The sequence below is a fragment of the Bacillus sp. PAMC26543 genome (assembly GCF_014250375.1).
In the GTDB taxonomy this organism is placed as follows: Bacteria; Bacillota; Bacilli; order Bacillales; family Bacillaceae; genus Bacillus; species Bacillus halotolerans.
The window spans coordinates 2,739,698-2,761,986 of the sequence record NZ_CP060193.1; the positions used below are offsets into that span (position 1 = coordinate 2,739,698).

Sequence of the window (22,289 nt, forward strand, 5' to 3'; positions counted from 1 at the left end):
TATCCATAAGGCTGGATCACTTACTATACTGGTAGAAGGGAGGGGATACATGTGTTCATCTTACTTTCATTGGTCATACTTGCTGTTATGCCATTTATATATAAAGCAAACCGCAACACAAAAGATGTGAAGGTCAACACGATTTCAATTGATCAGCAAGACGGCCTTCCAGCAAGAAAAAAACTGAATATCCTTCATTTATCGGATCTTCATTTAGAAAACATTTCTGTATCGCCTGATGAGCTGTATCGTTTAACAAATAATCAACCTGTAGACATCATTGCGCTGACCGGAGATTTTCTTGACCGGAAACGAAATATTCCAAAGCTTGCCGGCTACTTGCAGGCACTGCAACAACTGAAGCCTGCTTATGGCATGTACGCGGTGTTTGGCAATCATGATTATGTATTAAAAGATAAGGACTTTCAAAGATTAAAGCGAGTGCTGGAGGAAAATGGCTGCATTACGCTGCAAAATGAACATGTTCACATCAATACTGATGCAGGGCCTGTTAATATTATCGGAATTGACGATTACAGTACGAATCGCAGTAAAATCACAAACTCTTATAAAGGCCTTCAGAATGGCTATTACCTTGTATTGACACATGATCCAAACATTATTTTAGAGATGCAGGATATTCATTTTGACTACCTGTTATCAGGCCATTTTCACGGAGGGCAAATCCACTGGCCAAAGCCGTATCATTTGGTGAAAATGGGCAAGCTTGTACGCATGAATATGATTAAAGGGCTTCATTATCATCACGATAAACCGTTTTATATCAGTGAAGGTTTAGGACAAACTGGCGTTAATATCCGTGTAGGAAGCCGCCCCGAAGTGACTTTCCATCAAATTTAAAAAGACTGTGCTGACCATGGCATCAGTCTTTTTTTTGATAGGTGTGCTGAAGCTTTTCTTTCGAGATAAACAAATAGGATGAATTCGGCAGATTTCGCAAGCTCACTGGCTTTGACGTTAAATATAAAATCGGCATATGAGTGATTTTTTTAAAGGATCTGTAAAAAGGATTGACCGGGGTTACCACGTCAAAGCCGAGCCTTTCTACCCCTTTATCAAGCATTGTAATGCCAATGATTCCTTTGATTTTTTCGCTTTTTTTATGATTGTTGATATACTCCAGCAGCATCGGCATGGATTGATATACTTTTTGATAAATAATGATTCCTTTTCTGACTGCGCTCTCAATGCTTTGCAGTTCCCTGATCAGCTTGATGTTGTGCAGATGGATTTTAACGAGCACATCGTTTTTTCTTATATGCGTTCCGTCACTCAGCACGACATGATGCCCTTTGTATTTCGTCAGTCTGACTCGCAAGACGCATTTTCGCTCATCTTCAATCAAAGTCAGCCTCGAAAAAAAGAAATAAATCGGGTCAATCACTCTCCAAATGGAAAGGAAACAGGTTTTCATCTCTTCACCTTCCTTATCATCAAAAAAACACCCTTATATTTTGTGATGATTCTCCTCAAAATATAGTTGCCATATTTTTAAGGAGGACGGACATGACAAACATTCTTATTTTTCCTTTTTTAAGCATTTCCACCGGGCATCATCATGTTGCTGATGCCCTAAAGGCTGATCTGGAATCTAAAGGGCTGCATTCAGAAAAAATTGATATCTTTTCACATACGTATAAACACTTAGAACAACTGTCCTCCTCAGCTTATTTAAAATGGATTCAATATTTCCCGAAAACGTACAGCGGAATATACAAGCTTCTCGCTTGCGGAGAGTGTAAAAATGTCAAACGCTATGCCATGTATGAATGGCTGTTTATGCAAAGCATGAGACAGATTCTCAAAGAAAAACAGCCTGATATCGCCTTCTGCACACACGCCCTGCCTTCTTACCTGCTAAACCGGCTGAAACCGGAATATCCAAACATGGCCATTGTAAATGTCTACACGGATTTTTTTGTGAATCAGGTATGGGGGCGGAAGAACATTGACTACCACTTTGTCCCGATCATGGATATCAAGAAGCAGCTCATGACCGAAGGAATCAGCCAGGAAAAAATATTTTTGACCGGCATTCCCGTTCACCGGGCTTATGAAACAGGAACCGCAGACCCCTGTCAGCATCGTCCGCCTTATACCGTCATGATTACAGGCGGCAGTATGGGAGTCGGAGGTATTTTTAAGCTGGTCCAGGAGCTGTCGCCAGGCGGAAACATCTTATACAAAATATTATGCGGCAGAAACGAAAAGCTCTACCGCTATGTCAAAAGTTTACAACATCCTTTTATCGAAGCGATCCCATACCTTCACAGCAAAGCAGAAATGAACAGTTTGTACGCACAAGCCTCAGGCGTCATGACAAAGCCAGGAGGCGTAACCATCAGTGAATGCTTAAAGAAAAGGCTTCCGGTTTTTATCTATCATGCGCTGCCGGGACAGGAGGAAATGAATGTGAACCTGTTAAAAGAACGGCAGCTTGTCACAGATATAAGAAACTGGGATATGAAGCGGGCAGAGGAACGCATTTCCGCATTTTTTCAATCGAATGAACGGGCAGCAGCAGAGAAGCAAGTCAGGGAGTATCTTGGCCAAATGTGTGACCGGGAGATTGGGGAGGTTTTAAAAAGGATATTAGATGAATGTGAACATAAAAAAACACCCTCCTGAAAAGAGAGTGTGGAATGACTAACGAAACAGTAAATGCTGGCTGTGAATACCTGCTTTCTTCAGCAGGAGGATCAGCTGGTCCTGCTCATCAGACGAAAGGCCTGAAAACGCTCTCGCTATACGGAGCGCATGGATTGGATAAATTTTATCCAAATACTCATTCCCTTTATCCGTGAGATGCGCGTAAACGGAGCGTTTATCTTTCGGGTCCTGCTCCCTGACTAAAAACCCGTTTCTTTCTAGCTTGTCAATGACATATGTGACGTTTCCGCTTACAAGCAGAAGTCGCGACCCAATTTGCTGTAATTTTTGCGGGCCTCTCGTATACAAAAGTTCCAGTACGGCAAATTCTGTGGGATTAAAGCCGTGCTCTTTGCTGTCACGGATGCTGTGTTCAGACACACTTTTGAAAGCCCTTGCAAAAACTCTGTACAAATTCATCGCACGCTCAACTTCTTCTTCGTTAAACGATAATCTCATCATATCTACCCCGTATATAGAATTTTTATAAAAAAATAATGAAAACCCTTACATATAATAAGAGTTTAATGCCCTTATTATTTTTATTCGCTATAATTCGAGAAATTCCTTTTTAGGAAACAAAAAAATCCTTATACTCGTTATTTTGTATAAGGATTTTTTTGGTGATATGGTATGCTGCGAAAGAAATATGCGTATTCCTTCCGCAGTTCAGAAAGTGTCATTTTGTTCATTACTTCTTTATTATAAACTCCGATTTGAAAGAGTTTTTCTGAATAATGGCTACGTTCTTTTTCTAATGCAGTTTTCAATAAATTACTCATAGCGTCCTCCTTCATTTTAAGGTATCCTCTAAATAAGATACTCTTTTTAAATGAATGTGGTGTGAATCTAATGTAAAGAATTTATGTTTACGAAGATTTTCGGTAAAGTCCGTTTTGAACTGATCTTAAAAGCTGAAAAGCATGTTCTCCGGCAAGCTGCATAAACGTTTCAAGCATTTCATCCCGTTTCATATCCAACTCGATTATTTCCTTTGCCAGTGAGACCGCTTTTTCTTCCTCCATGATTATCCTTCCTCCTCATTTAATCGTTACATAAAGGATAAAACGCGCTTATAGGTTACGCATCATTCTTGTTAATTTTTCTGCCGTATTTTTTCAAAAATCTGCTATTTCATGTTAGAAAATATAACAAGCGTCAGGTTTTTTCTCTATGTTTTTTATATACTATTATCAAAAGACATCCAGGGGTGGAAAAATGACCACAGAAGATCATTCTTATAAAGACAAAAAAGTGATTTCAATCGGGATTGTCAGTGAATTGACAGGGTTGTCCGTAAGACAGATCAGGTATTATGAGGAGCGTAAGCTGATTTATCCGCAGCGTTCTTCAAGGGGAACGAGAAAATATTCTTTTGCCGACGTCGAGCGGCTGATGGATATCGCCAACAAACGCGAAGACGGCGTGCAGACAGCTGAAATTTTAAAAGATATGCGCAAAAAAGAACAAATGGTAAAAAACGATCCGCAAGTCCGAAAAAAAATGCTGGAGGGGCAGCTTAATGCTCACTTTAGGTACAAAAACCGTTAAACGATAAAAGTCCGCCTCGCAATCTGAGACGGACTTTTATCGTTTATAATGAGTGAATGAATGCAGTCGCAATACCAAAGTAAATTAATAATGACAAAATATCATTTAACGTCGTAATGAGCGGGCCTGACGCAATGGCCGGGTCTACATTCAGTCTATGCAGAATAATGGGGATGATTGTTCCGGACATCGTGCCGATAATTAAGGTCAGCAGCAGTGAAGAGCCGACAACAAATCCTAAAAGCACATTTCCCTGCCATATAATGGCGATCACCGTAATTAAGACAGAACAGACGGCACCGATATAAATACTCGTTCTGAGCTCCCGAAAAATCAGTTTCACAATCGTTGTTTTATTCATTTCTTCTTTAGATAAACCTCTGATGACAACCGCGAGAGACTGTGTTCCTGTATTCCCTGTCATCCCTGACACCATCGGCATAAAGAATGCCAGCGCCACGACCTGCTTCAGCGTATCTTCAAAATAGCTCATGATGCTGCCTGAAATCAGCCCGATGAACAAAAGCAGGATCAGCCATGGAAGGCGGCGGTATGCTGCAACATATGCTTTTGTATCGAAGGTAATGGCTTTACCTGATGCGGCGAATTTTTCGTAGTCCTCATCGGCTTCCCGAATAACGACGTCGATGATATCATCGACCGTCACGATCCCGACAAGCACATTGTTTTCTTCCACAATCGGAATCGCTAAGAAATCGTAACGTTCAATCAGCCGCGCCACTTCTTCCTGATCTTGAAGCGCGTCTGCTGCAATGACACGGGTAAACATCAAGTCTTGTACCTTTTCTTCCGGTTCCCCGAGAATCAAATCGCGATATGACAGAACGCCGACAAGCTGCTTACTGTCATTTATAACATATAAGTAGTTGATAGACTCTGCGATTTCCGCGAAACTTTTTAGTTTGACGACCGCGTCTTTTACCGTGTAATGCTGAGGAATCCACACATAACGGTTGGTCATCATGCGCCCCGCTGAATCAGCCGGGTAATTCATAAGGAGCTGAACAGCTTTTGACTCTGATGCTTCCATGCTGGATAAAAGCTGTTCCTTCAGTTCTTCATCCATTTCTTCAAGCAATTGAGCGAGGTCATCGTTGTCCATTTTGTTCATGGCGAGTGTTGCTTTTGTTTTTCCGACTTTATTTAAGACGGCTAGCTGAAATTCCCGTTCCAGTTCGCCGATCATATCAGTAATATCATCAACAGTTAAATAAGATAAATAGCGGGCGCGGTGTTTTTCCGGCATTTCTTTAAAAATAAACGCCATATCATAGGGCTGAAGCTCATCAATAACACTTCTGAAATCCCTGATTTTTCCGTCTCGCAATAATATAATGATGCGTAAAATGAGTTCGTCATAGGTCATGTTTTGAACCATCAGGACTCGTACCTCCTCTACGGAGACGTGCCGGCCTCGCCAGAAGGTGCGGCAGATCGTCTCCTCATCGTGTAATCAATTGTCTTGCTGTCATAGTATATGGGTACTTCTTCAGATTGACTCGAATGGGGAGAATCCATACTCCGCACCTCCTTTTTGTTCAACATTTCGTTTTCAAGGCATAAAAAAAGCCTTCTGGATTGAAGGTGAAAGAAGCACGGCAAAAAAAGCGTGCGGGCGCCTTCAATCGTAGAGCTTTAGCACTGTATGGCATAGGAGCAATCATCCAGCTGCATTAAAAATCACCTTATGTCGATGATTTCTGTTGACCCATTGGCGTCTTTGGACATTTTTGGGCAGCAGCGTATCTCCATACAGGAGCCTCACCTAACGAAGTTCGTAATTGAATTGACACACTGAGATTACAGAAAAAAACAAGCTATGTCAACTTAAAAAAGTTATTTATGCGTTTACATCTCATCAGATGAAATAAAATAAGGGCCTTAGCCCTTATTCTGTTGCTTGCGTCTCATCATCTTCTGAAAGCAAATGATAGGTTTCATGAAGAAATAAGGCGTATTCCCCTTCCTTCGTCGGATGTGGAACATACTCAGCCTGATTGATGTATTGTTCTTCTTTCTTTTCCAAGCGCTTCGCCTCCTTTTCTTATTAGATTGTCCAAAAAGCGGCTCGTTATCATGAAAAAAACCCCGCGGGTGCGGGGTTAGTCGTCTAATTCCTGTTTCATAATACGTCCGTCCTTTGCAGAGATGTCAAATTCTGCTTCAGTCCCTTGTTTCGTTTGGACTTCAATTTCGTAGATATAAGCACCGTCGTCTTCATCCAGCTTGCTTTCTGTGACGGTTCCAGCTGTTTTCTTTAGAGCAATCTGTTCTGCTTCTTCTTTTGTCAAAACAACTTGCTCTTTTTTCTCTTTTAACGGGTCATTGAGCGCTTGTTTGGTCTTGATATCCACATAAACATCATAATCTTCACCGTCTTTTTCGATTTCAACTTCATAAGCTTCTTTGCCATTATAGATGTCTCTGTCGATGTCATCCACTGTTCCGTCAACAACTGTTTTGGCAATGGACTCCGCTTCTTGTTCAGTAAGTCCGCCAGTTTCAGAAACAGACTGTGTTTGTTCATTATTTTCTTTCGCAAACGCGTTGTAGCTGAACCCTCCGGCCGCTAAACACCCTGCTAATAAGCCAATCATCCATCTTTTCTTCAGCATATGTGATTCCTCCCTTGTTCGTTATGAGATCAGTTTACACACTCAACATGAAAGGAAAACGAGAGAAAGATGAGAATTTGATGAGAAAACCATTAGTCTTCATAGATAATATTAGAAACTTTGCCGGTATAGGCGTTTATTTTCACCGTAGCTTCCTTGTCATTCGGGAGATCAACATCTACTTCAAACAGGAGAGTGCCTTCGCTTTCTTCCAAATCGGCGTCATCCGCTTTTCCTCCAGCCTCACGCTCTGCAATGGCTTTTGCCTCTTTTTCAGAAATTGTTGTCTTTTGTTTGTCTTTGCTGGTGATTTTATCAGCGGACACCACCTCTTTTGTCTTCATATCTACCTTCACTTCGTATGTTTCCCCATTATTTTTTTGAATGGTATACGACGCAACTCCGTGTTTTCGCGTGTGTTTTTTGACGGTGCCCGGCACCCGCACCAGAGCGAGCTGCTCAGCTTCTTTTTCTGTCATCTCAGATGTGTTCGTCTTTTTCACTCTGTTCATTGACAATATGTCGCCCGATTTAGCATCAGCTTTTAGAAAATAAATTCCTTTTGGATTTTCCAGAGTCATATCATACGTTTTTTTATCATTGGATTGCGTCACTTTTGTGATGTCGCCTTCATAGGAGGTTTCTACTTTTTTTATGACTGCCTCCTTTGACAGCACGTCCTCATGGGTTTGCTGAATGATAAGAACCGCGCAGATGACAATGGCTAAAACGGCTGCCGCAGCAGCAGCTCCTGTTTTCATTCGTTTTGTCATAGCGCTCCCCCATTCTGTTCTTTAAATTGCATCGTGACATTTGTTCCCTGTCCCGGTTTGCTTTTTACAGACAGGTCAATACCATGCTCATCGGCAATATGTTTGGCAATGGATAGACCTAAACCCGTTCCGCCTGTTTTGCGGTTACGCGCCTCATCCGCCCGGTAAAAACGTTCAAACAGGCGCGGGATATGATCTTCAGGTATGCCGATTCCTTCATCCCTTACGGACAAAAACGGACGTCTGTTATTGGTTCCTGCGGAAATCACAATGGCCTTGTCACTATACTTTATGGCATTATCAAGCAAAATCGTCAGCAGCTGCTTTATGCGTTCTTCATCTGCCGTTACAAGCAAATTCTCCTTGTCCGTCTCGAGAAGGATGTCGCGTTTATAAACCGGCTGGAGTGTTTGTATGACGGCGCGCGACACTTCGATCAGGTCAACCGTTTTCAGATCAAGCTCCAGTTCTTTATGGGTCTTGGCCAGCGTAAGCAGCTGATTGGTCAGTTTTTTCATATGGACCGCTTCTGAATGAATAGCTTCAATGGATTCCTCAAGCACTTCAGGCTTTTTTGCCCCCCAGCGTTTCATCAGATTGCTGTAGCTTTCAATAATGGTGAGCGGGGTTTTCAGCTCGTGTGAAGCGTCTTGGACGAATTGCTGCTGTTTATCGTAGTGCTCTTTCAGCATGCTCGCCATCTCATTAAAGGTCAGCCCCATTTGATACAGTTCGTCATGCGACTGTCCTTCCAGAGAAATTGTTTTGAATGCTTTTTCTCTTTGTATGTCTTTCATTGTTGTCACCAATTGTCTGATTGGATTGGTGATATGGCGGGCGAGTAAGCTGCCGGCAAAGAAGGAAGCGATACAGACAGCCGCGCTGGCCGCAATTAAGATGATTCTTAGCAGAAGAAGACTCTCTTCTGTATGCTCCAGCCTTTCCACGAGCTGAAGCGATACGACTTGTCCGTCTGTCCAAATGACCGGGACAGCTGCTGCTGCAAACAGTTTGCCTTCATGCTTTGTCACGTCTGTCGTTTCTCCGCTGTGAAAAGAAAGAGGGAAGTCTTTATATGCTTTTTCCTTTGTGATGGTCATGACGGCTTTCCGATCCGCACTCACTACCCGCACCATTCCATTTGCCGGAAGATAGGCCTGCAGCATATCCTGCAAAGCCACTCCTTGTGTTTCGGCGGTATGAAGAGCTTCGGCGATATTGTCCGTTTCATCGGCAAGACGGGCCGCATCCTTTGAGGTGAGTGCCGATGAAAAAATGAGATAGACCGCAGTATGAACCAATACTAATAAAATCAACAGCCAAATGGATGTATAAAGATGAATCTTTGTCTTCAGCTTCATCATTTACCCCTTAATGGTATAGCCGACCCCGCGTACGGTATGAATCAGCTGTTTTTCGTAAGGATAGTCCAATTTTTTTCTGATATATCTTATGTACACGTCGACGACATTTGTATCACCGATGTAATCAAACCCCCATACAGAGCTGAGAATTTGCTCTCTCGTCAGCACTTGCTGCGGATGCTTCAGCATATAGACGAGCAAATCAAATTCCCGGGGCGTTAATTCAACCTCTTTGTCTCCCCGTCTGACTTCACGTGTTTTCTCGTTCACCTGCAAATCGTCATATGTCAAAAATGTGCCGATATCCTCTGTTTTGCTTCCGGTTTGGCGGAGTGCCGCTCTGATTCTGGCAAGCAATTCTTCAATTTCAAACGGCTTGGTGACATAGTCATTCGCACCGATGTCAAGCCCCGTTACCTTATCTGGAACGCTGTCGCGGGCTGTTAATAAAATAACCGGTGTCTCTTGATCCGTTTTCCTCAGCCGACGCAGCACTTCAAGCCCGCTCAACCCTGGCAGCATGACATCGAGCAGCAATAGGGAATACGAACCTTCCGTGGCCGCGTTAAGTCCTTCAGAGCCATTATGTTTGATGGTGACGCTGTATCCTTCATATTCCAATTCAAGCTGAAGGACCCTCGCGATTTTTTCTTCATCTTCCACAATTAATATGTGCCCTTTTTCCAATTCCGATCATCCTCTCATGTTCCTATATGAAAAAAATGATTTCATTGTTTACAAAATGATTCTTATCATCTATTATGATGTCAAAATAAAAAATTGTATACGGAAAGCACTAGGGGTGCTGTTATGGCTGAGATAAAGCGCGCAAAAACGGGCTTTGATCCCTTATGACCCGATCTGGATAATACCAGCGTGGGGAAGTGCAGGTTGACCGAAAGGTGTATTTTTTCGTGCGCTTACTCGATCTATGACTGCATATTCCCTAAGAATATGCAGTTTTTTATTTTACCAAAAAACAGGAGGTCAGAGAAATGGACAACTTATGCGGTACAAGCAGAATCGCCGGATTTCGGTTCTCTTTATACCCGATGACAGATGATTTTATCAGTGTGATCAAGTCTGCGCTGAAAAAAACGGATACGTCAAAGGTTTGGACAAAGACCGATCATATCAGCACAGTTTTGCGCGGATCGATCGAGCATGTATTCGACGCCGCCAAAGCCATCTACCTGTATGCAGCAAATAGCGAAAAGCACATTGTCATGAACGGGACGTTTTCCATCGGCTGCCCCGGCGATACACAAGGAGATACATATCTGATAGCAGATGAAAAGCGTGTCAACGAAGAATCTGTTCACGACCTGAAAGCAGAGGCTCCTTGCCAATTTGCGCTTTATCCGATGAATGAGCCGAATTATATGGACATTATCATGAAAGCTGTTGAAATCGCTAAGGCTGACGGCACCTTTGTACAGGGTGTTCATTACGCAAGTGAGGTAGACGGAGATGCACACGACGTGTTCCGGACACTGGAAGCCGCTTTCCGCATGGCAAATCAGCAAACAGCCCATGTCACCATGACCGTGAACTTCTCGGCAAACAGTCCATCAAGAAAACAGAAAGCAGGGATAAAATGAAAAGCTGGAAAGTAAAAGAAATTGTCATCATGTCTGTTATCAGTATTGTTTTTGGCATTGTGTATTTAGTATTCACCCATTTCGGAAACGTACTTGCAGGGATGTTCGGGCCCATCGCTTATGAACCGATTTACGGCATTTGGTTTATCGTGTCGGTGATTGCCGCGTACATCATTCGTAAACCGGGCGCGGCCCTTGTTTCAGAAATCATCGCAGCTCTCGTTGAATGTTTGCTGGGAAATCCTTCAGGCCCGATGGTTATCGTTATCGGCATTGTTCAAGGTCTCGGAGCAGAAGCTGTATTTCTTGCGACACGCTGGAAAGCTTATTCCCTTCCTGTGCTGCTTCTGGCGGGTATGGGGTCTTCGGTGTCCAGCTTTATTTATGATTTCTTTGTTTCCGGTTATGCGGCGTACTCACCGGGCTATCTGCTCATTATGCTTGTGATCCGTCTCGTTTCAGGTGCGGTCCTGGCCGGCCTTCTCGGAAAAGCTGTCAGCGATTCTCTCGCATATACGGGTGTCTTAAACGGAATGGCACTCGGAAAGGAACTGAAAAAGAAACGGAAACGGGTATCAAATCATGCAAGCCTATAACAAGTTGCTTTCGGTTGACCGGCTTAGCTTTTCATATGAAGAAAACGAGAAACCGATTTTTCAGGATATAACGTTTGAGCTCCAAAAAGGAGAATGTGCTTTATTGTTAGGGCCGAGCGGGTGCGGAAAAAGCTCGCTTGCCCTCTGTTTAAACGGGCTTTACCCTGAAGCTTGCGACGGGATGCTGTCTGGGCATGTATTCTTATTTCAAAAGCCGATCACTGACGCTGAAACCTCTGAAACAATCGCTCAGCATGTCGGAGTCGTCTTTCAGGACCCTGATCAGCAGTTTTGTATGCTGACAGTAGAGGATGAAATCGCCTTTGGATTGGAAAATCTGCAAATCCCCCAAGAAGAAATGGTGAAGAAAATTGATGACGTTCTGGAAAAATTACACATCACTCATGTAAAGGAAAAAACGATTTCCACTCTGTCAGGGGGACTGAAGCAAAAAGTCGCGCTCGCCTGTATTTTGGCGATGGAGCCTGAGCTCATTATTCTGGATGAACCGACTTCCCTTTTAGACCCTTATTCAGCACGGGAATTCGTTCAAATGATCAAAGAGCTTCAGCAGGAAAAAGGCTTCGGCCTTCTCGTGATCGAACATCAGCTTGATGAGTGGGCGCCTTGGGTTGAAAGAACAATCGTACTGGATGGAGCAGGCAAGAAAGCCTTAGACGGGCCGACTAAGGATATGTTTCAGCATCACTCAAACATGTTAAGAACAATGGGAATCGCTGCGCCAAAAATTTGTGGCTTACAAGAAAACGTGAGCATACCGTTTACATTGTCAAAAGAAACGCTGTTCAAGGAACCCTTCCCTGCTGGGCCTGCTGAAGAAGCGGCGGTTCTTTCTGCTGAACACGCAGTGCAGGTCCAGAGCTTATCGTTTTCAAGAGGACAGCAGACCATTTTCAAAGACATCAGTTTTTCATTGCGTGCAGGCTCTTTGACGGCACTTGTCGGGCCAAACGGCACAGGAAAATCTACGCTGTTGTCTGTTCTCGCCCGTTTGCTCAAACCGAAAAGCGGCAAGATTCTTCTGCATGATAAGCCGCTGGAGTCTTACAAAGAAAAAGAGCTTCGCAAACAAATGGGATTGGTTTTCCAAAATCCAGAGCACCAGTTTGTGACTGACACAGTATATGATGAGCTGCTGTTCGGCCATGCGGCAAATGCCGAAACCGAGAAAAAAGCGCAGAACCTGCTGCAGCGTTTCGGCCTTGCACATTTGGCGGACCACCATCCGTTTGCGATCAGCCAAGGGCAAAAACGGCGGCTGAGTGTCGCCACAATGCTGATGCACGATGTAAAGGTTTTGCTTTTAGACGAACCGACCTTTGGCCAAGACGCCAAAACAGCCGCTGAATGCATGGAAATGATTCAGCATATCCAGACAGAAGGCACCGCTGTCCTCATGATCACACACGATATGGAGCTTGTATCTTCATATGCTGACAGCGTGCTTGTGCTTCACGGCACACATTTGGCCTTTGAAGGAACACCGGAACAATTATTTTCCAGGGAAGCCGAGCTCGTCCAAAAAGCAAAGCTCACCCTCCCCCTTCGATATGAATGGATGACATACCAGCAGGAGGTGCGTAATGAAGCAGCCGTTACATCTCATTAACCCGGCAGTAAAAGCAGCGGCGGTTTTTTGCTGTGTCGTCATGCTGTCGTTTATTTACAATCCTTACACACCGGCGTGCTTTTATATCATGATTGTTGCGGGAGTCTTGTTTGCGGCCAGAATACCGCTGAAAAAATGGCTTTTGTTCACGATTCCGTTTTTGATTTTAGCATTCGGCTGCGTATGGACAGCCGCTGTTTTCGGCAAGATTCCGACGACCGCAGATAATTTTCTGTTTCAAGCCGGCCCTTTTTCGATCAACAGTGAAAATGTGGCTGTCGGCATCTCGCTCGGGTTTCGGATTTTGTGCTTTTCTGCCTTATCAATGATGTTTGTTTTTACAACCGATCCGATTTTATTTATGCTGAGTCTTGTGCAGCAGTGCAAGCTGTCCCCGAAGCTTGCATACGGCGTCATTGCCGGATTTCGTTTTCTCCCTCTGTTAAAAGAGGAGGTCCAGCTGATCCAGCAGGCACATAAAATCCGAGGCGGAGCGGCGGAAAATGGATTAAAAGAAAAAATCAGCGCGTTAAAGCGCTATACCATCCCGCTATTAGCAAGCGCGATCAGAAAAGCGGAACGAACAGCTCTTGCGATGGAATCAAAAGGATTTACAGGCAGCCGAAACCGGACATATTACCGGTCGCTTACCGTCAGCCCGCGCGACTGGCTGTTCTTTTTCCTCATTCTCTTGTTATTCGCAGGATCTTTTCTTGTGTCTTTATGTTTTACCTCATAGAAAAAGCCGCTATGTTGAATAGCGGCTTTTTTATTATTGATGATAGTTCAATGCTTGGGCAAGATTGGTTTTAATATTAATGTTCGTAAAATCAATTCCAAGCTGTACAGCGGTTTGCGCAATTTCTGGTCTGATTCCAGACAATGTGGATCTGACACCGATTAAAGTAAGCGCCTCAATCAATTTAAAGATTTGGTGCGCCACCATTGTATCAACAACGACGACACCTGAAAGATCGATCAACAGATGCTCAACGCGTCTTTTCGCACATGCATTAAGCGTGTTCTCAAGAATAAACTTTGCCCGTTCAGTATCAATATCACCGACAAGCGGCAGCAGAGCTGTCGTTTTGCTCAGAGTAATGACAGGCGAGCTTAATTCCAGTATCATTTCTCTCTGGGCATTTAATTGCTGTTTTGCATTCGATTCAGCGTGATCGACGAATGTATAAATGGTAAAATCAAAAACTTTCACAATCAAATCGGCCCATTTTTGTTTCTCTCCCGGTCCAAATGCCGACTCGTTTTCTTCTGCGAACTTCTCAAAATACTTCGTATATAATCTTCGGTTTCTCATAAACTCACGGATGACGTATTGCACCGGGGTATCGAGATGTTTTTGATCATTCGTCAGCTCAATAACCCATTGTTGAAATTCATCGAGAAATTGTTTTTCCGGTAAAACATACATGTAATTCAGATGCCGGTAGAACTCTCTGTCCTGCTCTTTCAGCTCCTCGGTTACAGTTGCATTATGTAAGGCATAAATCGAATTCGGATCGCTTTCCTCCATTGTGTCAATCCATTCCTCGGCCATTTGTTCTACATGCTCAGAAAAAAACGCAAATATTTTTTCATTCAGTTTCATCACACTGCTCCTTTCCCAACTTCTATTATAACTTGACTGACAGCTGAATCCCAGCCATACACGCTAGAGACATCCATTATTTTGAAAATTACTAATCCATTGGATTGTATCCTATTTTTTCAAAATGCTTCAAACGACACTGTCCGAGCGGCTGCTTTTTTCATATAATGTGAGATAACACCCTTGTATCCACTTGCAAGCATAAAAAAGGAGGGCTTTTTTATGAATGGTGAAATCCGCTTGATCCCGTATGTGACGAATGAGCAGATCATGGATGTGAACGAGCTTCCTGAGGGTATTAAAGTGATTAAGGCGCCAGAAGTGTGGGCAAAAGGGGTTAAAGGCAAAGACGTAAAAATTGCTGTATTGGACACCGGCTGCGATACGAGCCATCCCGATTTGAAAAACCAAATCATCGGCGGAAAGAATTTCACAGATGATGACGGCGGCAAGGAAGATGCCATTTCCGACTACAACGGACACGGCACACACGTTGCCGGAACGATTGCAGCTAACGATTCAAACGGCGGCATCGCCGGGGTTGCGCCTGAGGCAAGCCTTTTAATTGTAAAGGTGCTTGGCGGTGAAAACGGCAGCGGAAAGTACGAATGGATTATTAACGGCATTAACTATGCTGTTGAGCAAAAGGCTGATATCATCTCAATGTCCCTTGGCGGACCTAGCGATGTGCCTGAACTGGAGGAAGCGGTCAAAAACGCCGTCAAAAACGGAGTGCTAGTCGTTTGTGCCGCGGGAAATGAGGGTGACGGCGACGAACGCACAGAGGAGCTTTCCTATCCTGCTGCGTATAATGATGTAATTGCGGTTGGATCTGTTTCAGTAGCGCGTGAATCGTCAGAATTTTCAAACGCAAACAAAGAGATTGATCTTGTTGCACCAGGTGAAAACATTTTATCCACTCTTCCCAACAAGAAATACGGGAAACTTACCGGCACTTCAATGGCTGCCCCTCATGTCAGCGGAGCGCTTGCTTTAATTAAAAGCTTTGAAGAAGAATCTTTTCAAAGAGAGCTTTCAGAATCTGAGCTTTATGCGCAGCTGATCCGCAGGACACTTCCGCTCGATATCGCAAAAACATTGGCCGGGAATGGATTCCTGTATTTAACCGCTCCTGATGAGCTGTCAGAGAAAGCAGAGCAGTCACATTTACTGACCCTATAATATTATTTTTCTCATATAATATATACCGTAAATTGTAAAAAAAATTTCAAAATCTTTGTTGACAATGAATTTGAATTGCTGTTAAGATTACCAACAAATGATTCAACTTTTCAAAAAATTAATAACATTTTCTCTTATCGAGAGTTGGGCGAGGGATTGGCCTTTTGACCCCAACAGCAACCGACCGTAATTCCATTGTGAAATGGGGCGCACTGATTTTCGCGCCGAGATTTATATCTCTTAAGGCACGGTGCTAATTCCATCAGATTGTTTCTGAGAGATGAGAGAGGCTGTATGTTTTGCAAAAAAGCCTCTTTCTCTCATGGGAAAGAGGCTTTTTAGTTGTGAGAAAACCTCTTAACAGCCTGTATCCGCGGGTCAACAAGAGTGTTTTACATATAAAGGAGGAGAAACAATGACAACAATCAAAACATCAAATTTAGGATTTCCAAGAATCGGACTGAACAGAGAATGGAAAAAATCGCTTGAAGCGTATTGGAAAGGAAACAGCGATAAAGATACGTTTTTGAAGCAAATCGATGAATTATTCTTATCCGCAGTGAAAACGCAAATTGACCAGCAGATTGATGTTGTGCCTGTTTCTGATTTCACACAGTATGATCATATTCTTGACACTGCGGTCAGTTTCAACTGGATCCCGCAACGCTTCAGACACCTGACTGACAGTACAGATACATACTTCGCCATCGCCCGCGGAATAAAAGACGCCGTATCAAGTGAAATGACAAAATGGTTTAATACAAACTACCATTACATCGTGCCGGAATATGACGAGAGCCTAGAGTTCCGCCTGACAAGAAACAAACAGCTTGAAGATTACCGCCGTATCAAACAGGAGTACGGCGTTGAAACAAAACCTGTTATCGTCGGCCCTTATACGTTCGTCACGCTTGCAAAAGGCTACGAGCCATCTGAAGCTAAAGCAATTCAAAAACATCTCGTGCCGTTATATGTACAGCTTTTAAAAGAGCTTGAAGAAGAAGGCGTAAAATGGGTTCAAATTGATGAACCTGCGCTTGTCACCGCTTCAGCTGAGGATGTACGCGGCGTAAAAGAGTTATTCGAGAGCATCACAAATGAGCTTTCTTCCTTGAATGTACTTTTGCAAACGTATTTCGATTCTGTTGATGCTTATGAGGAGCTCATTTCTTATCCTGTACAGGGCATCGGGCTTGATTTCGTTCATGATAAAGGCAGAAACCTGGAACAGCTTAAGACACACGGCTTTCCGAAAGATAAAGTGCTGGCAGCCGGTGTCATAGACGGACGCAACATTTGGAAAGCGGATCTTGAAGAACGCCTGGATGCCGTGCTTCATATCCTCAGCATTGCACAGGTTGATGAACTGTGGATTCAGCCTTCCAGCAGCCTTCTTCATGTTCCGGTAGCGAAACACCCAGATGAGCATTTGGAACAAGATCTGCTGAACGGATTGTCCTACGCGAAAGAAAAACTGGCAGAGCTGACAGTTTTAAAAGAAGGCTTAGTATCAGGCAAAGCCGCCATCAGCGAGCGAATTCAGCAAGCGAAAGCGGACATCAAAGCTCTCAAGCAATTTGCAACAGGAGCCAATTCTGAACAAAAGAAAGAGCTTGAACAATTAAGCGATAAAGACTTAAAGCGTCCGATTCCGTTTGAAGAACGCTTAACCCTGCAAAATGAATCTCTCGGACTCCCGCTTTTGCCGACAACAACAATCGGAAGCTTCCCGCAGTCTGCTGAAGTACGCAGCGCACGCCAAAAATGGCGGAAAAACGAGTGGTCTGATGAACAATACCAAAACTTTATCAATGCGGAGACGAAAAGATGGATTGATATTCAGGAGGAATTGGATCTTGATGTTCTTGTTCACGGTGAATTCGAACGGACAGACATGGTTGAATACTTTGGTGAAAAGCTGGCCGGCTTCGCCTTTACGAAGTACGCCTGGGTTCAATCATACGGTTCACGCTGTGTACGCCCGCCGGTCATTTATGGAGATGTAGAGTTTATTGAACCGATGACAGTGAAAGATACTGTATACGCTCAATCGTTAACATCCAAGCATGTAAAAGGAATGCTGACAGGTCCTGTTACGATTTTAAATTGGTCCTTCCCTCGGAACGATATCTCGAGAAAAGAAATCGCATTCCAAATCGGACTCGCCCTCCGCAAAGAAGTAAAAGCGCTTGAAGACGCGGGCATTCAAATCATTCAAGTCGATGAGCCAGCCCTGCGTGAAGGCCTTCCGTTAAAAACCCGTGATTGGGATGAATATTTGACTTGGGCTGCCGAAGCATTCAGATTAACAACCTCTTCCGTGAAAAATGAAACACAAATTCATACACATATGTGCTACAGCAACTTCGAAGACATCGTCGATACGATCAATGATCTTGACGCTGATGTCATTACGATCGAACACAGCAGAAGCCACGGAGGATTTTTGGATTACTTAAAAGAGCATCCGTATTTGAAAGGGCTCGGGCTTGGTGTTTATGACATTCACAGTCCACGTGTCCCGTCAACTGAGGAAATGTACAACATTATCGTTGATGCGCTTGCTGTATGTCCGACTGACCGTTTCTGGGTAAATCCTGACTGCGGTTTAAAAACAAGACAGCAGGAAGAAACAGTCGCAGCCTTAAAAAATATGGTTGAAGCGGCGAAACAGGCAAGAGCTAAGCAGACACAGCTTGTATAATACGAAAACCATCTGCAAATGCAGATGGTTTTTTCTTTTAGAAAACGGGAATCGGTTTTCGATGCTCCCCATCCCCTTCTTTTAGTATTTTGGCTGTTCCATTTTTATCAAATGCCACAAGGCTCAATGATGTATCATGTATGTAAGCAGAATTCCATATGTCATGAATGCCTCTTCCCTTTATGATATTTAACAGCATTAATATAAAGACAGAATGGGTAACCAGAAGAATATTCCCGGAAGAATGGCTGTCTAAAATCAATTGGAGAGCCAGCCTTGCCCGGCTTTCGAGGTCAAAAAACGTTTCACATCCCGGCTGGCGATATGCTTCAGGATGATGAAAATAAGCATGAAAAAGATCAGGTTCATCTCTTTCAATATCCTCTTGTTTTTTCCCTTCCCATGGCCCCAGCGACATTTCTCTGAATATACGATCTTTCGCCAGCGGCAGGCGGCGCGGTCCCAATATAGCTTTTGCCGTCTCTTCTGTCCGCTTGCTCGGGCTGATGTAAACCTGATTGAATTTAATATCCTTCAGCCGTTCTCCAAGAGCTCGGGCATTGTACAGCCCAAGTTCTGTTACACCAGAATCCAGCCAGCCCTGCATTCTTTTTTCTACGTTCCAATGTGTCTGTCCATGCCTGGCGATATACAAATGCAGCATATGCTCCCCCTCCCTTTTTTCATCTTAGCAAATCCCCCAAATATTTTGTTTATTTTTCATTCTTTTGAGAATGTTTTTTGCACTTCTTTTCGGCTATACTTATATCATTCGATCGACTGGGAGGGTATGGGATGAATCATGAAACGTTTTTAAAGCGGGCTGTCGAGCTTGCTCGTGAAGGAGTGATTGCTGGAATCGGCGGGCCTTTCGGAGCCGTTATCGTGAAGGACGGAGCCATTATAGCCGAAGGACAGAACAACGTTACTACAAGCAATGATCCGACTGCCCACGCTGAAGTAACTGCTATTCGAAACGCCTGTAAAGCGCTTGGGACATACCAACTGGATGACTGCATGTTGTATACGAGCTGCGAGCCATGCCCAATGTGCTTAGGCGCCATCTACTGGGCCCGGCCGAAAGCCGTTTACTATGCTGCTGAGCATACAGATGCTGCTGAAGCCGGTTTTGATGATTCATTCATTTATGAAGAAATCAATAAACCTGCTGAAGAAAGAACGATCCCCTTTTATCACGTAACTCTCACGGAGCATTTATCTCCGTTTCAAGCATGGCGGGATGTTGACCATAAAAAAGAATATTAAAGGATCAGGCATGTGCGGCCTGATCCTTTGTTAATTCACTGAGCAGCTGCTGTGCCTGAGTACACCTCGGGTTTGCTTTCAGCGCTTTTTGCAAATATAAAACTGCTGTCATATGTTGATGCAATTCAGCGTGACAGACGCCCAGCCAGCAAAGGGATCGAAAATCAGCGGCTCCTTTAACCTGTACGTACTGATGGTTTTCACCTTGCGTTTGCAGACAGGATTCAAATGCTGTAATCGCTTCTCTGACTTTTTTAAGCTGATACTTCATTATCCCTTTGTAGTAGTAAAGGGTGCTGTAATCTGGATAATGCCGCAGTGCTTCATCAATATCCCGCTCAGCTTCTTCATACCGTTCAGAATCAATGAAGAGTTGAAACTTGATATAATATAAAACCGCTGGAGGAATTTGCTTTTTGCTGTTGCATTCATTTATGCACTTCATTGCCAGGCGGATGGCTTTGCTCTGTTCACCGCCTCTGTCGTACTCAGCTGCTTTCTGATAAATGAGAAGCGGGTCGGCATATGACGTCAATAATTCTGTATTCAATGTGCTTAAATTACGTTTATGCTTACACTTTGCCTCCTGCTCCAGATAGCCGTAATGGTGAATAACACAAGGGAGAGAGAAAGCGCCGCTTGCCTCCTCACCCACGGGCTTTTCGCAAATTCTTCCCTTAAACGTTATCTTCCGCTGATTCCGTATCAGCCTGATCTGCATTTGTTCAAATGCTTCGTTTTCATCCCATTGCTTTCCCGTATAGTTTATAACCTTTACGTAACCAAGGGACTGCCTGCAGTCATTCAGCAGTGAACGCAGCAAGCTTCCCGTATCCACGTCTAACTCTTCATCTGCATCCAAAATCAAAATCCACTCACCCTTGGCATGCTGTAAACTGATGTTTCTTGCCTGCGAATAATCCTGTGTCCATTGATGATGATAGACCTGAGCATGAAAACTTCTGCAAATTTCTACGGTTTGATCGTTTGATCCGGTATCAACGACAATGATTTCATCAGCAATATGCTGCACGCTTTCTAAACAGCGGACAATATGACGTTCTTCATTTTTGACAATCATACAAACTGACAGCTTCGGTCTTTTCATTCGCTCACCTTTTCTCTAGTCTGAATCCACCTATACTACATGTATTCACACTTCGAAAAGATCATAACCAATCCGTTCATATCAAAAAAACATCCTGAGAACTCTCAGGATGCTGCAAATTATTTTAATTCCAATTTTACATCAACATTTCCTCTTGTCGCTTTAGAATAAGGACAAAATTCATGAGCAGCCTCGACAAGCTCTTGGGCTTTATCCCGATCCAATCCCTTTGTATTGACGACAAGTGTAACTCCGATTTTAAAGCCGCCGTCACTTTCATCCTTCATGAGGCTGACCTGTCCTTCAATTTCTGAATCAATGTCAATATTTTGTTCTTTGGCCACGTGTTCAAGCGCGCCGCCAAAGCATGCTGCATAACCTGCGGCAAAGAGCTGTTCCGGGTTTGTTCCGGTTTGTCCTTCTTTTTTTGCATTGGGCATAACAATGTCAAAATCGAGTACCCCGTCATCTGATTGAATATGTCCTGCACGTCCGCCGCGAGCGGTGGCTTTTGCTGTAAATAGTGCCATTTGTTTTCAGCCTCCTTATTTGTCTTTAGTTGTTATATTTCCCATACACATCTTTTTAAACATGTTTTGTTTGCCGAGAATAGGAAAAGTGATGTTTTTCAGCTACAATAGTATGTAATGTCAGAAAGAGTTGGTGAACACAGATGGAAAATGAATTTGACCATATGAAATTGGAGAATCAGCTTTGTTTTTTGCTTTATGCGAGTTCGCGGGAGATGACAAAGCAGTACAAGCCGCTGCTTGAAAAGCTGAATGTGACATACCCTCAATATTTGGCTTTGCTTTTATTGTGGGAACACGAAACACTTTCCGTCAAAAAAATGGGCGAGCTTCTGTATTTGGATTCCGGAACGCTGACACCGATGCTGAAACGGATGGAGCAGCAGGAATTGATTATAAGAAAAAGATCTGAAGAGGATGAGCGGTCGGTGATGATCAGCCTGACAGAGAACGGAAAGCTCTTAAAAGAAAAAGCGGCTGATATTCCGGGAACAATTCTGACACTCTCAGGCCAGTCCGGCGAGGAATTGAAACACTTAAAATCGGCTCTATATACATTGCTTGAAACCCTGCACCAAAAAAAATGAGGATGCCCTATGTGAGGCATCCTCATTTTTTATTCAGCGATTTCCAATGTAACATCGATATTGCCGGAGGTTGCTTTTGAATAAGGGCAGACACCGTGCGCTTTTTGCACAAGTGCCTGTAATTCTGATGCACTGACTCCTTTTCCTTTCACCTGCAGCGTCACACCCAGTTTGTAGCCCTGATCTGCTTCATCCTTTAACAGGCTGACATGCGCTGTAACCTCCGTCTCCACTTTCACTCGTTCTGTTCTTGCTACAAGCTGAAGTGCGCTGTCAAAGCAAGCTGCGTAACCTGCCGCAAACAGCTGCTCCGGATTTGTCGCTTTTTCTAATTTCTTTGCTCTCGGTGTTCCCGGCATTGCGACATCGAGCTCGAGAACGCGGTCTGATGAAATTACCTTTCCTTCTCTTCCTCCTATCGCTGAAACGGATGCTGTAAATAATGGCTGACTCATATTGTATTCCTCCTCTTTTGTTTTACACAA

27 protein-coding genes and 3 riboswitches are annotated in these 22,289 nt (G+C 43.6%); of the genes, 11 read left to right on the forward strand and 16 right to left on the reverse strand.

Annotated elements, in window-relative coordinates; translation table 11 throughout:
• Positions 1 to 87: 87 nt before the first annotated feature.
• Positions 88 to 861, forward strand: a complete 774-nt coding sequence (locus tag H7F27_RS13705) for a metallophosphoesterase (RefSeq protein WP_267476670.1) — start codon at positions 88 to 90, stop codon at positions 859 to 861.
• A gap of 22 nt (positions 862 to 883) precedes the next feature.
• Here H7F27_RS13705 and H7F27_RS13710 read toward each other — a convergent pair whose 3' ends face one another.
• Positions 884 to 1,435, reverse strand: a complete 552-nt coding sequence (locus tag H7F27_RS13710; protein ID WP_185848021.1) for a YkoP family protein — start codon at positions 1,433 to 1,435, stop codon at positions 884 to 886.
• A gap of 92 nt (positions 1,436 to 1,527) precedes the next feature.
• Between H7F27_RS13710 and H7F27_RS13715 the strand changes: the two genes are divergently transcribed.
• Positions 1,528 to 2,649 carry an MGDG synthase family glycosyltransferase gene (locus H7F27_RS13715; protein WP_103671594.1) on the forward strand — a complete coding sequence of 374 codons (1,122 nt, stop codon included), beginning with the start codon at positions 1,528 to 1,530 and terminating at the stop codon, positions 2,647 to 2,649.
• An 18-nt stretch (positions 2,650 to 2,667) separates the two neighbouring features.
• Here the strand turns inward: H7F27_RS13715 and H7F27_RS13720 are convergent, their stop codons facing one another.
• The 3 genes from H7F27_RS13720 to H7F27_RS13730 form a co-directional block, all read right to left on the reverse strand.
• Complete coding sequence (locus tag H7F27_RS13720; protein WP_081638289.1) at positions 2,668 to 3,132, reverse strand: MarR family winged helix-turn-helix transcriptional regulator; 465 nt, start codon at positions 3,130 to 3,132, stop codon at positions 2,668 to 2,670.
• A gap of 137 nt (positions 3,133 to 3,269) precedes the next feature.
• On the reverse strand, positions 3,270 to 3,452 hold the full coding sequence (locus H7F27_RS13725; protein WP_024121137.1) for a hypothetical protein: 183 nt from the start codon (positions 3,450 to 3,452) through the stop codon (positions 3,270 to 3,272).
• Between the two features lie 87 nt (positions 3,453 to 3,539).
• Positions 3,540 to 3,695, reverse strand: a complete 156-nt coding sequence (locus tag H7F27_RS13730) for a hypothetical protein (RefSeq protein WP_010333974.1) — start codon at positions 3,693 to 3,695, stop codon at positions 3,540 to 3,542.
• Positions 3,696 to 3,888: 193 nt separating this feature from the next.
• On the opposite strand from H7F27_RS13730, the gene tnrA reads away from it, so the two are divergent.
• On the forward strand, positions 3,889 to 4,221 hold the full coding sequence (tnrA, locus tag H7F27_RS13735) for a MerR family transcriptional regulator (protein ID WP_003239028.1): 333 nt from the start codon (positions 3,889 to 3,891) through the stop codon (positions 4,219 to 4,221).
• A 43-nt stretch (positions 4,222 to 4,264) separates the two neighbouring features.
• Here tnrA and mgtE read toward each other — a convergent pair whose 3' ends face one another.
• The 7 genes from mgtE to ykoG all read right to left on the reverse strand — a co-directional run bounded on the left by mgtE (position 4,265) and on the right by ykoG (position 9,681).
• Complete coding sequence (gene mgtE, locus H7F27_RS13740; RefSeq protein ID WP_024121136.1) at positions 4,265 to 5,620, reverse strand: magnesium transporter; 1,356 nt, start codon at positions 5,618 to 5,620, stop codon at positions 4,265 to 4,267.
• A 17-nt stretch (positions 5,621 to 5,637) separates the two neighbouring features.
• Positions 5,638 to 5,760, reverse strand: a complete 123-nt coding sequence (locus tag H7F27_RS20915) for a hypothetical protein (RefSeq protein ID WP_010330178.1) — start codon at positions 5,758 to 5,760, stop codon at positions 5,638 to 5,640.
• Positions 5,761 to 5,855: 95 nt separating this feature from the next.
• Positions 5,856 to 6,022: riboswitch (M-box (ykoK) riboswitch) on the reverse strand.
• A gap of 108 nt (positions 6,023 to 6,130) precedes the next feature.
• Positions 6,131 to 6,268 carry a transcriptional regulator SplA domain-containing protein gene (locus H7F27_RS13745; RefSeq protein WP_185848022.1) on the reverse strand — a complete coding sequence of 46 codons (138 nt, stop codon included), beginning with the start codon at positions 6,266 to 6,268 and terminating at the stop codon, positions 6,131 to 6,133.
• Between the two features lie 76 nt (positions 6,269 to 6,344).
• Positions 6,345 to 6,857 carry a PepSY domain-containing protein gene (locus tag H7F27_RS13750; protein WP_024121135.1) on the reverse strand — a complete coding sequence of 171 codons (513 nt, stop codon included), beginning with the start codon at positions 6,855 to 6,857 and terminating at the stop codon, positions 6,345 to 6,347.
• Positions 6,858 to 6,949: 92 nt separating this feature from the next.
• Positions 6,950 to 7,630 (reverse strand): PepSY domain-containing protein, encoded by a 681-nt coding sequence (locus H7F27_RS13755; protein WP_185848023.1) that lies wholly within the window; start codon positions 7,628 to 7,630, stop codon positions 6,950 to 6,952.
• Positions 7,627 to 8,991 (reverse strand): sensor histidine kinase, encoded by a 1,365-nt coding sequence (locus H7F27_RS13760; RefSeq protein ID WP_095713457.1) that lies wholly within the window; start codon positions 8,989 to 8,991, stop codon positions 7,627 to 7,629. Before H7F27_RS13760 ends, H7F27_RS13755 begins: the two co-directional genes overlap by 4 nt.
• Before the next feature lie 3 nt (positions 8,992 to 8,994).
• On the reverse strand, positions 8,995 to 9,681 hold the full coding sequence (ykoG, locus tag H7F27_RS13765) for a two-component system response regulator YkoG (protein WP_024121132.1): 687 nt from the start codon (positions 9,679 to 9,681) through the stop codon (positions 8,995 to 8,997).
• Between the two features lie 101 nt (positions 9,682 to 9,782).
• A riboswitch (TPP riboswitch) is annotated at positions 9,783 to 9,894 on the forward strand.
• Between the two features lie 95 nt (positions 9,895 to 9,989).
• On the opposite strand from ykoG, the gene H7F27_RS13770 reads away from it, so the two are divergent.
• The 4 genes from H7F27_RS13770 to H7F27_RS13785 are packed head-to-tail and all read left to right on the forward strand — an operon-like array spanning position 9,990 to position 13,560.
• Complete coding sequence (locus H7F27_RS13770) at positions 9,990 to 10,595, forward strand: YkoF family thiamine/hydroxymethylpyrimidine-binding protein (RefSeq protein ID WP_095713459.1); 606 nt, start codon at positions 9,990 to 9,992, stop codon at positions 10,593 to 10,595.
• Entirely contained in the window at positions 10,592 to 11,191 is a 600-nt protein-coding gene (locus H7F27_RS13775) for an ECF transporter S component (protein WP_101860626.1), read from the forward strand. The genes H7F27_RS13770 and H7F27_RS13775 overlap by 4 nt, the downstream gene beginning before the upstream one ends.
• A complete protein-coding gene (locus H7F27_RS13780) occupies positions 11,178 to 12,821 on the forward strand; it encodes an ABC transporter ATP-binding protein (protein ID WP_185848024.1) in 1,644 nt (547 codons plus the stop codon). Before H7F27_RS13775 ends, H7F27_RS13780 begins: the two co-directional genes overlap by 14 nt.
• The gene (locus tag H7F27_RS13785; RefSeq protein ID WP_095713462.1) at positions 12,796 to 13,560 is read left to right on the forward strand and encodes an energy-coupling factor transporter transmembrane component T family protein; all 765 of its coding nucleotides are present in this window, start codon (positions 12,796 to 12,798) and stop codon (positions 13,558 to 13,560) included. The genes H7F27_RS13780 and H7F27_RS13785 overlap by 26 nt, the downstream gene beginning before the upstream one ends.
• A gap of 33 nt (positions 13,561 to 13,593) precedes the next feature.
• Here H7F27_RS13785 and rsbRB read toward each other — a convergent pair whose 3' ends face one another.
• Positions 13,594 to 14,427: an RsbT co-antagonist RsbRB gene (gene rsbRB / locus H7F27_RS13790; protein ID WP_024121127.1), complete on the reverse strand. Its 834-nt coding sequence runs from the start codon at positions 14,425 to 14,427 to the stop codon at positions 13,594 to 13,596.
• 222 nt (positions 14,428 to 14,649) lie between these two features.
• On the opposite strand from rsbRB, the gene isp reads away from it, so the two are divergent.
• Both isp and metE read left to right on the forward strand, forming a co-directional pair.
• Positions 14,650 to 15,609 carry a serine protease Isp gene (isp, locus tag H7F27_RS13795; RefSeq protein ID WP_024121126.1) on the forward strand — a complete coding sequence of 320 codons (960 nt, stop codon included), beginning with the start codon at positions 14,650 to 14,652 and terminating at the stop codon, positions 15,607 to 15,609.
• A gap of 131 nt (positions 15,610 to 15,740) precedes the next feature.
• A riboswitch (SAM riboswitch) is annotated at positions 15,741 to 15,896 on the forward strand.
• Positions 15,897 to 16,024: 128 nt separating this feature from the next.
• On the forward strand, positions 16,025 to 18,313 hold the full coding sequence (gene metE / locus H7F27_RS13800) for a 5-methyltetrahydropteroyltriglutamate--homocysteine S-methyltransferase (RefSeq protein WP_185848025.1): 2,289 nt from the start codon (positions 16,025 to 16,027) through the stop codon (positions 18,311 to 18,313).
• Positions 18,314 to 18,350: 37 nt separating this feature from the next.
• On the opposite strand, the gene H7F27_RS13805 is transcribed toward metE, so the two are convergent.
• Complete coding sequence (locus H7F27_RS13805; RefSeq protein WP_185848026.1) at positions 18,351 to 18,977, reverse strand: histidine phosphatase family protein; 627 nt, start codon at positions 18,975 to 18,977, stop codon at positions 18,351 to 18,353.
• 131 nt (positions 18,978 to 19,108) lie between these two features.
• On the opposite strand from H7F27_RS13805, the gene H7F27_RS13810 reads away from it, so the two are divergent.
• A complete protein-coding gene (locus tag H7F27_RS13810) occupies positions 19,109 to 19,579 on the forward strand; it encodes a guanine deaminase (protein WP_106020425.1) in 471 nt (156 codons plus the stop codon).
• Between the two features lie 4 nt (positions 19,580 to 19,583).
• On the opposite strand, the gene H7F27_RS13815 is transcribed toward H7F27_RS13810, so the two are convergent.
• A complete protein-coding gene (locus H7F27_RS13815; RefSeq protein WP_185848027.1) occupies positions 19,584 to 20,687 on the reverse strand; it encodes a glycosyltransferase family 2 protein in 1,104 nt (367 codons plus the stop codon).
• A gap of 119 nt (positions 20,688 to 20,806) precedes the next feature.
• Complete coding sequence (locus tag H7F27_RS13820) at positions 20,807 to 21,217, reverse strand: organic hydroperoxide resistance protein OhrB (RefSeq protein ID WP_024121122.1); 411 nt, start codon at positions 21,215 to 21,217, stop codon at positions 20,807 to 20,809.
• Positions 21,218 to 21,360: 143 nt separating this feature from the next.
• Between H7F27_RS13820 and H7F27_RS13825 the strand changes: the two genes are divergently transcribed.
• A complete protein-coding gene (locus H7F27_RS13825) occupies positions 21,361 to 21,804 on the forward strand; it encodes an organic hydroperoxide resistance transcriptional regulator OhrR (RefSeq protein WP_185848028.1) in 444 nt (147 codons plus the stop codon).
• 29 nt (positions 21,805 to 21,833) lie between these two features.
• On the opposite strand, the gene H7F27_RS13830 is transcribed toward H7F27_RS13825, so the two are convergent.
• Positions 21,834 to 22,259, reverse strand: coding sequence for an organic hydroperoxide resistance protein (locus H7F27_RS13830; protein ID WP_185848029.1), 426 nt, complete (start codon positions 22,257 to 22,259; stop codon positions 21,834 to 21,836).
• Between the last annotated feature and the right edge of the window lie 30 nt (positions 22,260 to 22,289).

What these genes read in the sequence shown, in the direction of transcription:
- H7F27_RS13760 (WP_095713457.1), bottom strand. Translation starts at nt 8,991, where the DNA reads ATGAAGCTGAAGACAAAGATTCATCTTTATACATCCATTTGGCTGTTG.
- H7F27_RS13830 (WP_185848029.1), bottom strand. Translation starts at nt 22,259, where the DNA reads ATGAGTCAGCCATTATTTACAGCATCCGTTTCAGCGATAGGAGGAAGA.
- H7F27_RS13805 (WP_185848026.1), bottom strand. Translation starts at nt 18,977, where the DNA reads ATGCTGCATTTGTATATCGCCAGGCATGGACAGACACATTGGAACGTA.
- rsbRB (WP_024121127.1), bottom strand. Translation starts at nt 14,427, where the DNA reads ATGAAACTGAATGAAAAAATATTTGCGTTTTTTTCTGAGCATGTAGAA.
- H7F27_RS13725 (WP_024121137.1), bottom strand. Translation starts at nt 3,452, where the DNA reads ATGAGTAATTTATTGAAAACTGCATTAGAAAAAGAACGTAGCCATTAT.
- H7F27_RS13785 (WP_095713462.1), top strand. Translation starts at nt 12,796, where the DNA reads ATGAAGCAGCCGTTACATCTCATTAACCCGGCAGTAAAAGCAGCGGCG.
- H7F27_RS13770 (WP_095713459.1), top strand. Translation starts at nt 9,990, where the DNA reads ATGGACAACTTATGCGGTACAAGCAGAATCGCCGGATTTCGGTTCTCT.
- H7F27_RS13810 (WP_106020425.1), top strand. Translation starts at nt 19,109, where the DNA reads ATGAATCATGAAACGTTTTTAAAGCGGGCTGTCGAGCTTGCTCGTGAA.
- H7F27_RS13825 (WP_185848028.1), top strand. Translation starts at nt 21,361, where the DNA reads ATGGAAAATGAATTTGACCATATGAAATTGGAGAATCAGCTTTGTTTT.
- H7F27_RS13710 (WP_185848021.1), bottom strand. Translation starts at nt 1,435, where the DNA reads ATGAAAACCTGTTTCCTTTCCATTTGGAGAGTGATTGACCCGATTTAT.
- H7F27_RS13730 (WP_010333974.1), bottom strand. Translation starts at nt 3,695, where the DNA reads ATGGAGGAAGAAAAAGCGGTCTCACTGGCAAAGGAAATAATCGAGTTG.
- H7F27_RS13750 (WP_024121135.1), bottom strand. Translation starts at nt 6,857, where the DNA reads ATGCTGAAGAAAAGATGGATGATTGGCTTATTAGCAGGGTGTTTAGCG.
- H7F27_RS13780 (WP_185848024.1), top strand. Translation starts at nt 11,178, where the DNA reads ATGCAAGCCTATAACAAGTTGCTTTCGGTTGACCGGCTTAGCTTTTCA.
- H7F27_RS20915 (WP_010330178.1), bottom strand. Translation starts at nt 5,760, where the DNA reads ATGGATTCTCCCCATTCGAGTCAATCTGAAGAAGTACCCATATACTAT.
- tnrA (WP_003239028.1), top strand. Translation starts at nt 3,889, where the DNA reads ATGACCACAGAAGATCATTCTTATAAAGACAAAAAAGTGATTTCAATC.
- H7F27_RS13715 (WP_103671594.1), top strand. Translation starts at nt 1,528, where the DNA reads ATGACAAACATTCTTATTTTTCCTTTTTTAAGCATTTCCACCGGGCAT.
- mgtE (WP_024121136.1), bottom strand. Translation starts at nt 5,620, where the DNA reads ATGGTTCAAAACATGACCTATGACGAACTCATTTTACGCATCATTATA.
- H7F27_RS13775 (WP_101860626.1), top strand. Translation starts at nt 10,592, where the DNA reads ATGAAAAGCTGGAAAGTAAAAGAAATTGTCATCATGTCTGTTATCAGT.
- H7F27_RS13755 (WP_185848023.1), bottom strand. Translation starts at nt 7,630, where the DNA reads ATGACAAAACGAATGAAAACAGGAGCTGCTGCTGCGGCAGCCGTTTTA.
- H7F27_RS13705 (WP_267476670.1), top strand. Translation starts at nt 88, where the DNA reads ATGCCATTTATATATAAAGCAAACCGCAACACAAAAGATGTGAAGGTC.
- H7F27_RS13815 (WP_185848027.1), bottom strand. Translation starts at nt 20,687, where the DNA reads ATGAAAAGACCGAAGCTGTCAGTTTGTATGATTGTCAAAAATGAAGAA.
- metE (WP_185848025.1), top strand. Translation starts at nt 16,025, where the DNA reads ATGACAACAATCAAAACATCAAATTTAGGATTTCCAAGAATCGGACTG.
- isp (WP_024121126.1), top strand. Translation starts at nt 14,650, where the DNA reads ATGAATGGTGAAATCCGCTTGATCCCGTATGTGACGAATGAGCAGATC.
- H7F27_RS13720 (WP_081638289.1), bottom strand. Translation starts at nt 3,132, where the DNA reads ATGATGAGATTATCGTTTAACGAAGAAGAAGTTGAGCGTGCGATGAAT.
- H7F27_RS13820 (WP_024121122.1), bottom strand. Translation starts at nt 21,217, where the DNA reads ATGGCACTATTTACAGCAAAAGCCACCGCTCGCGGCGGACGTGCAGGA.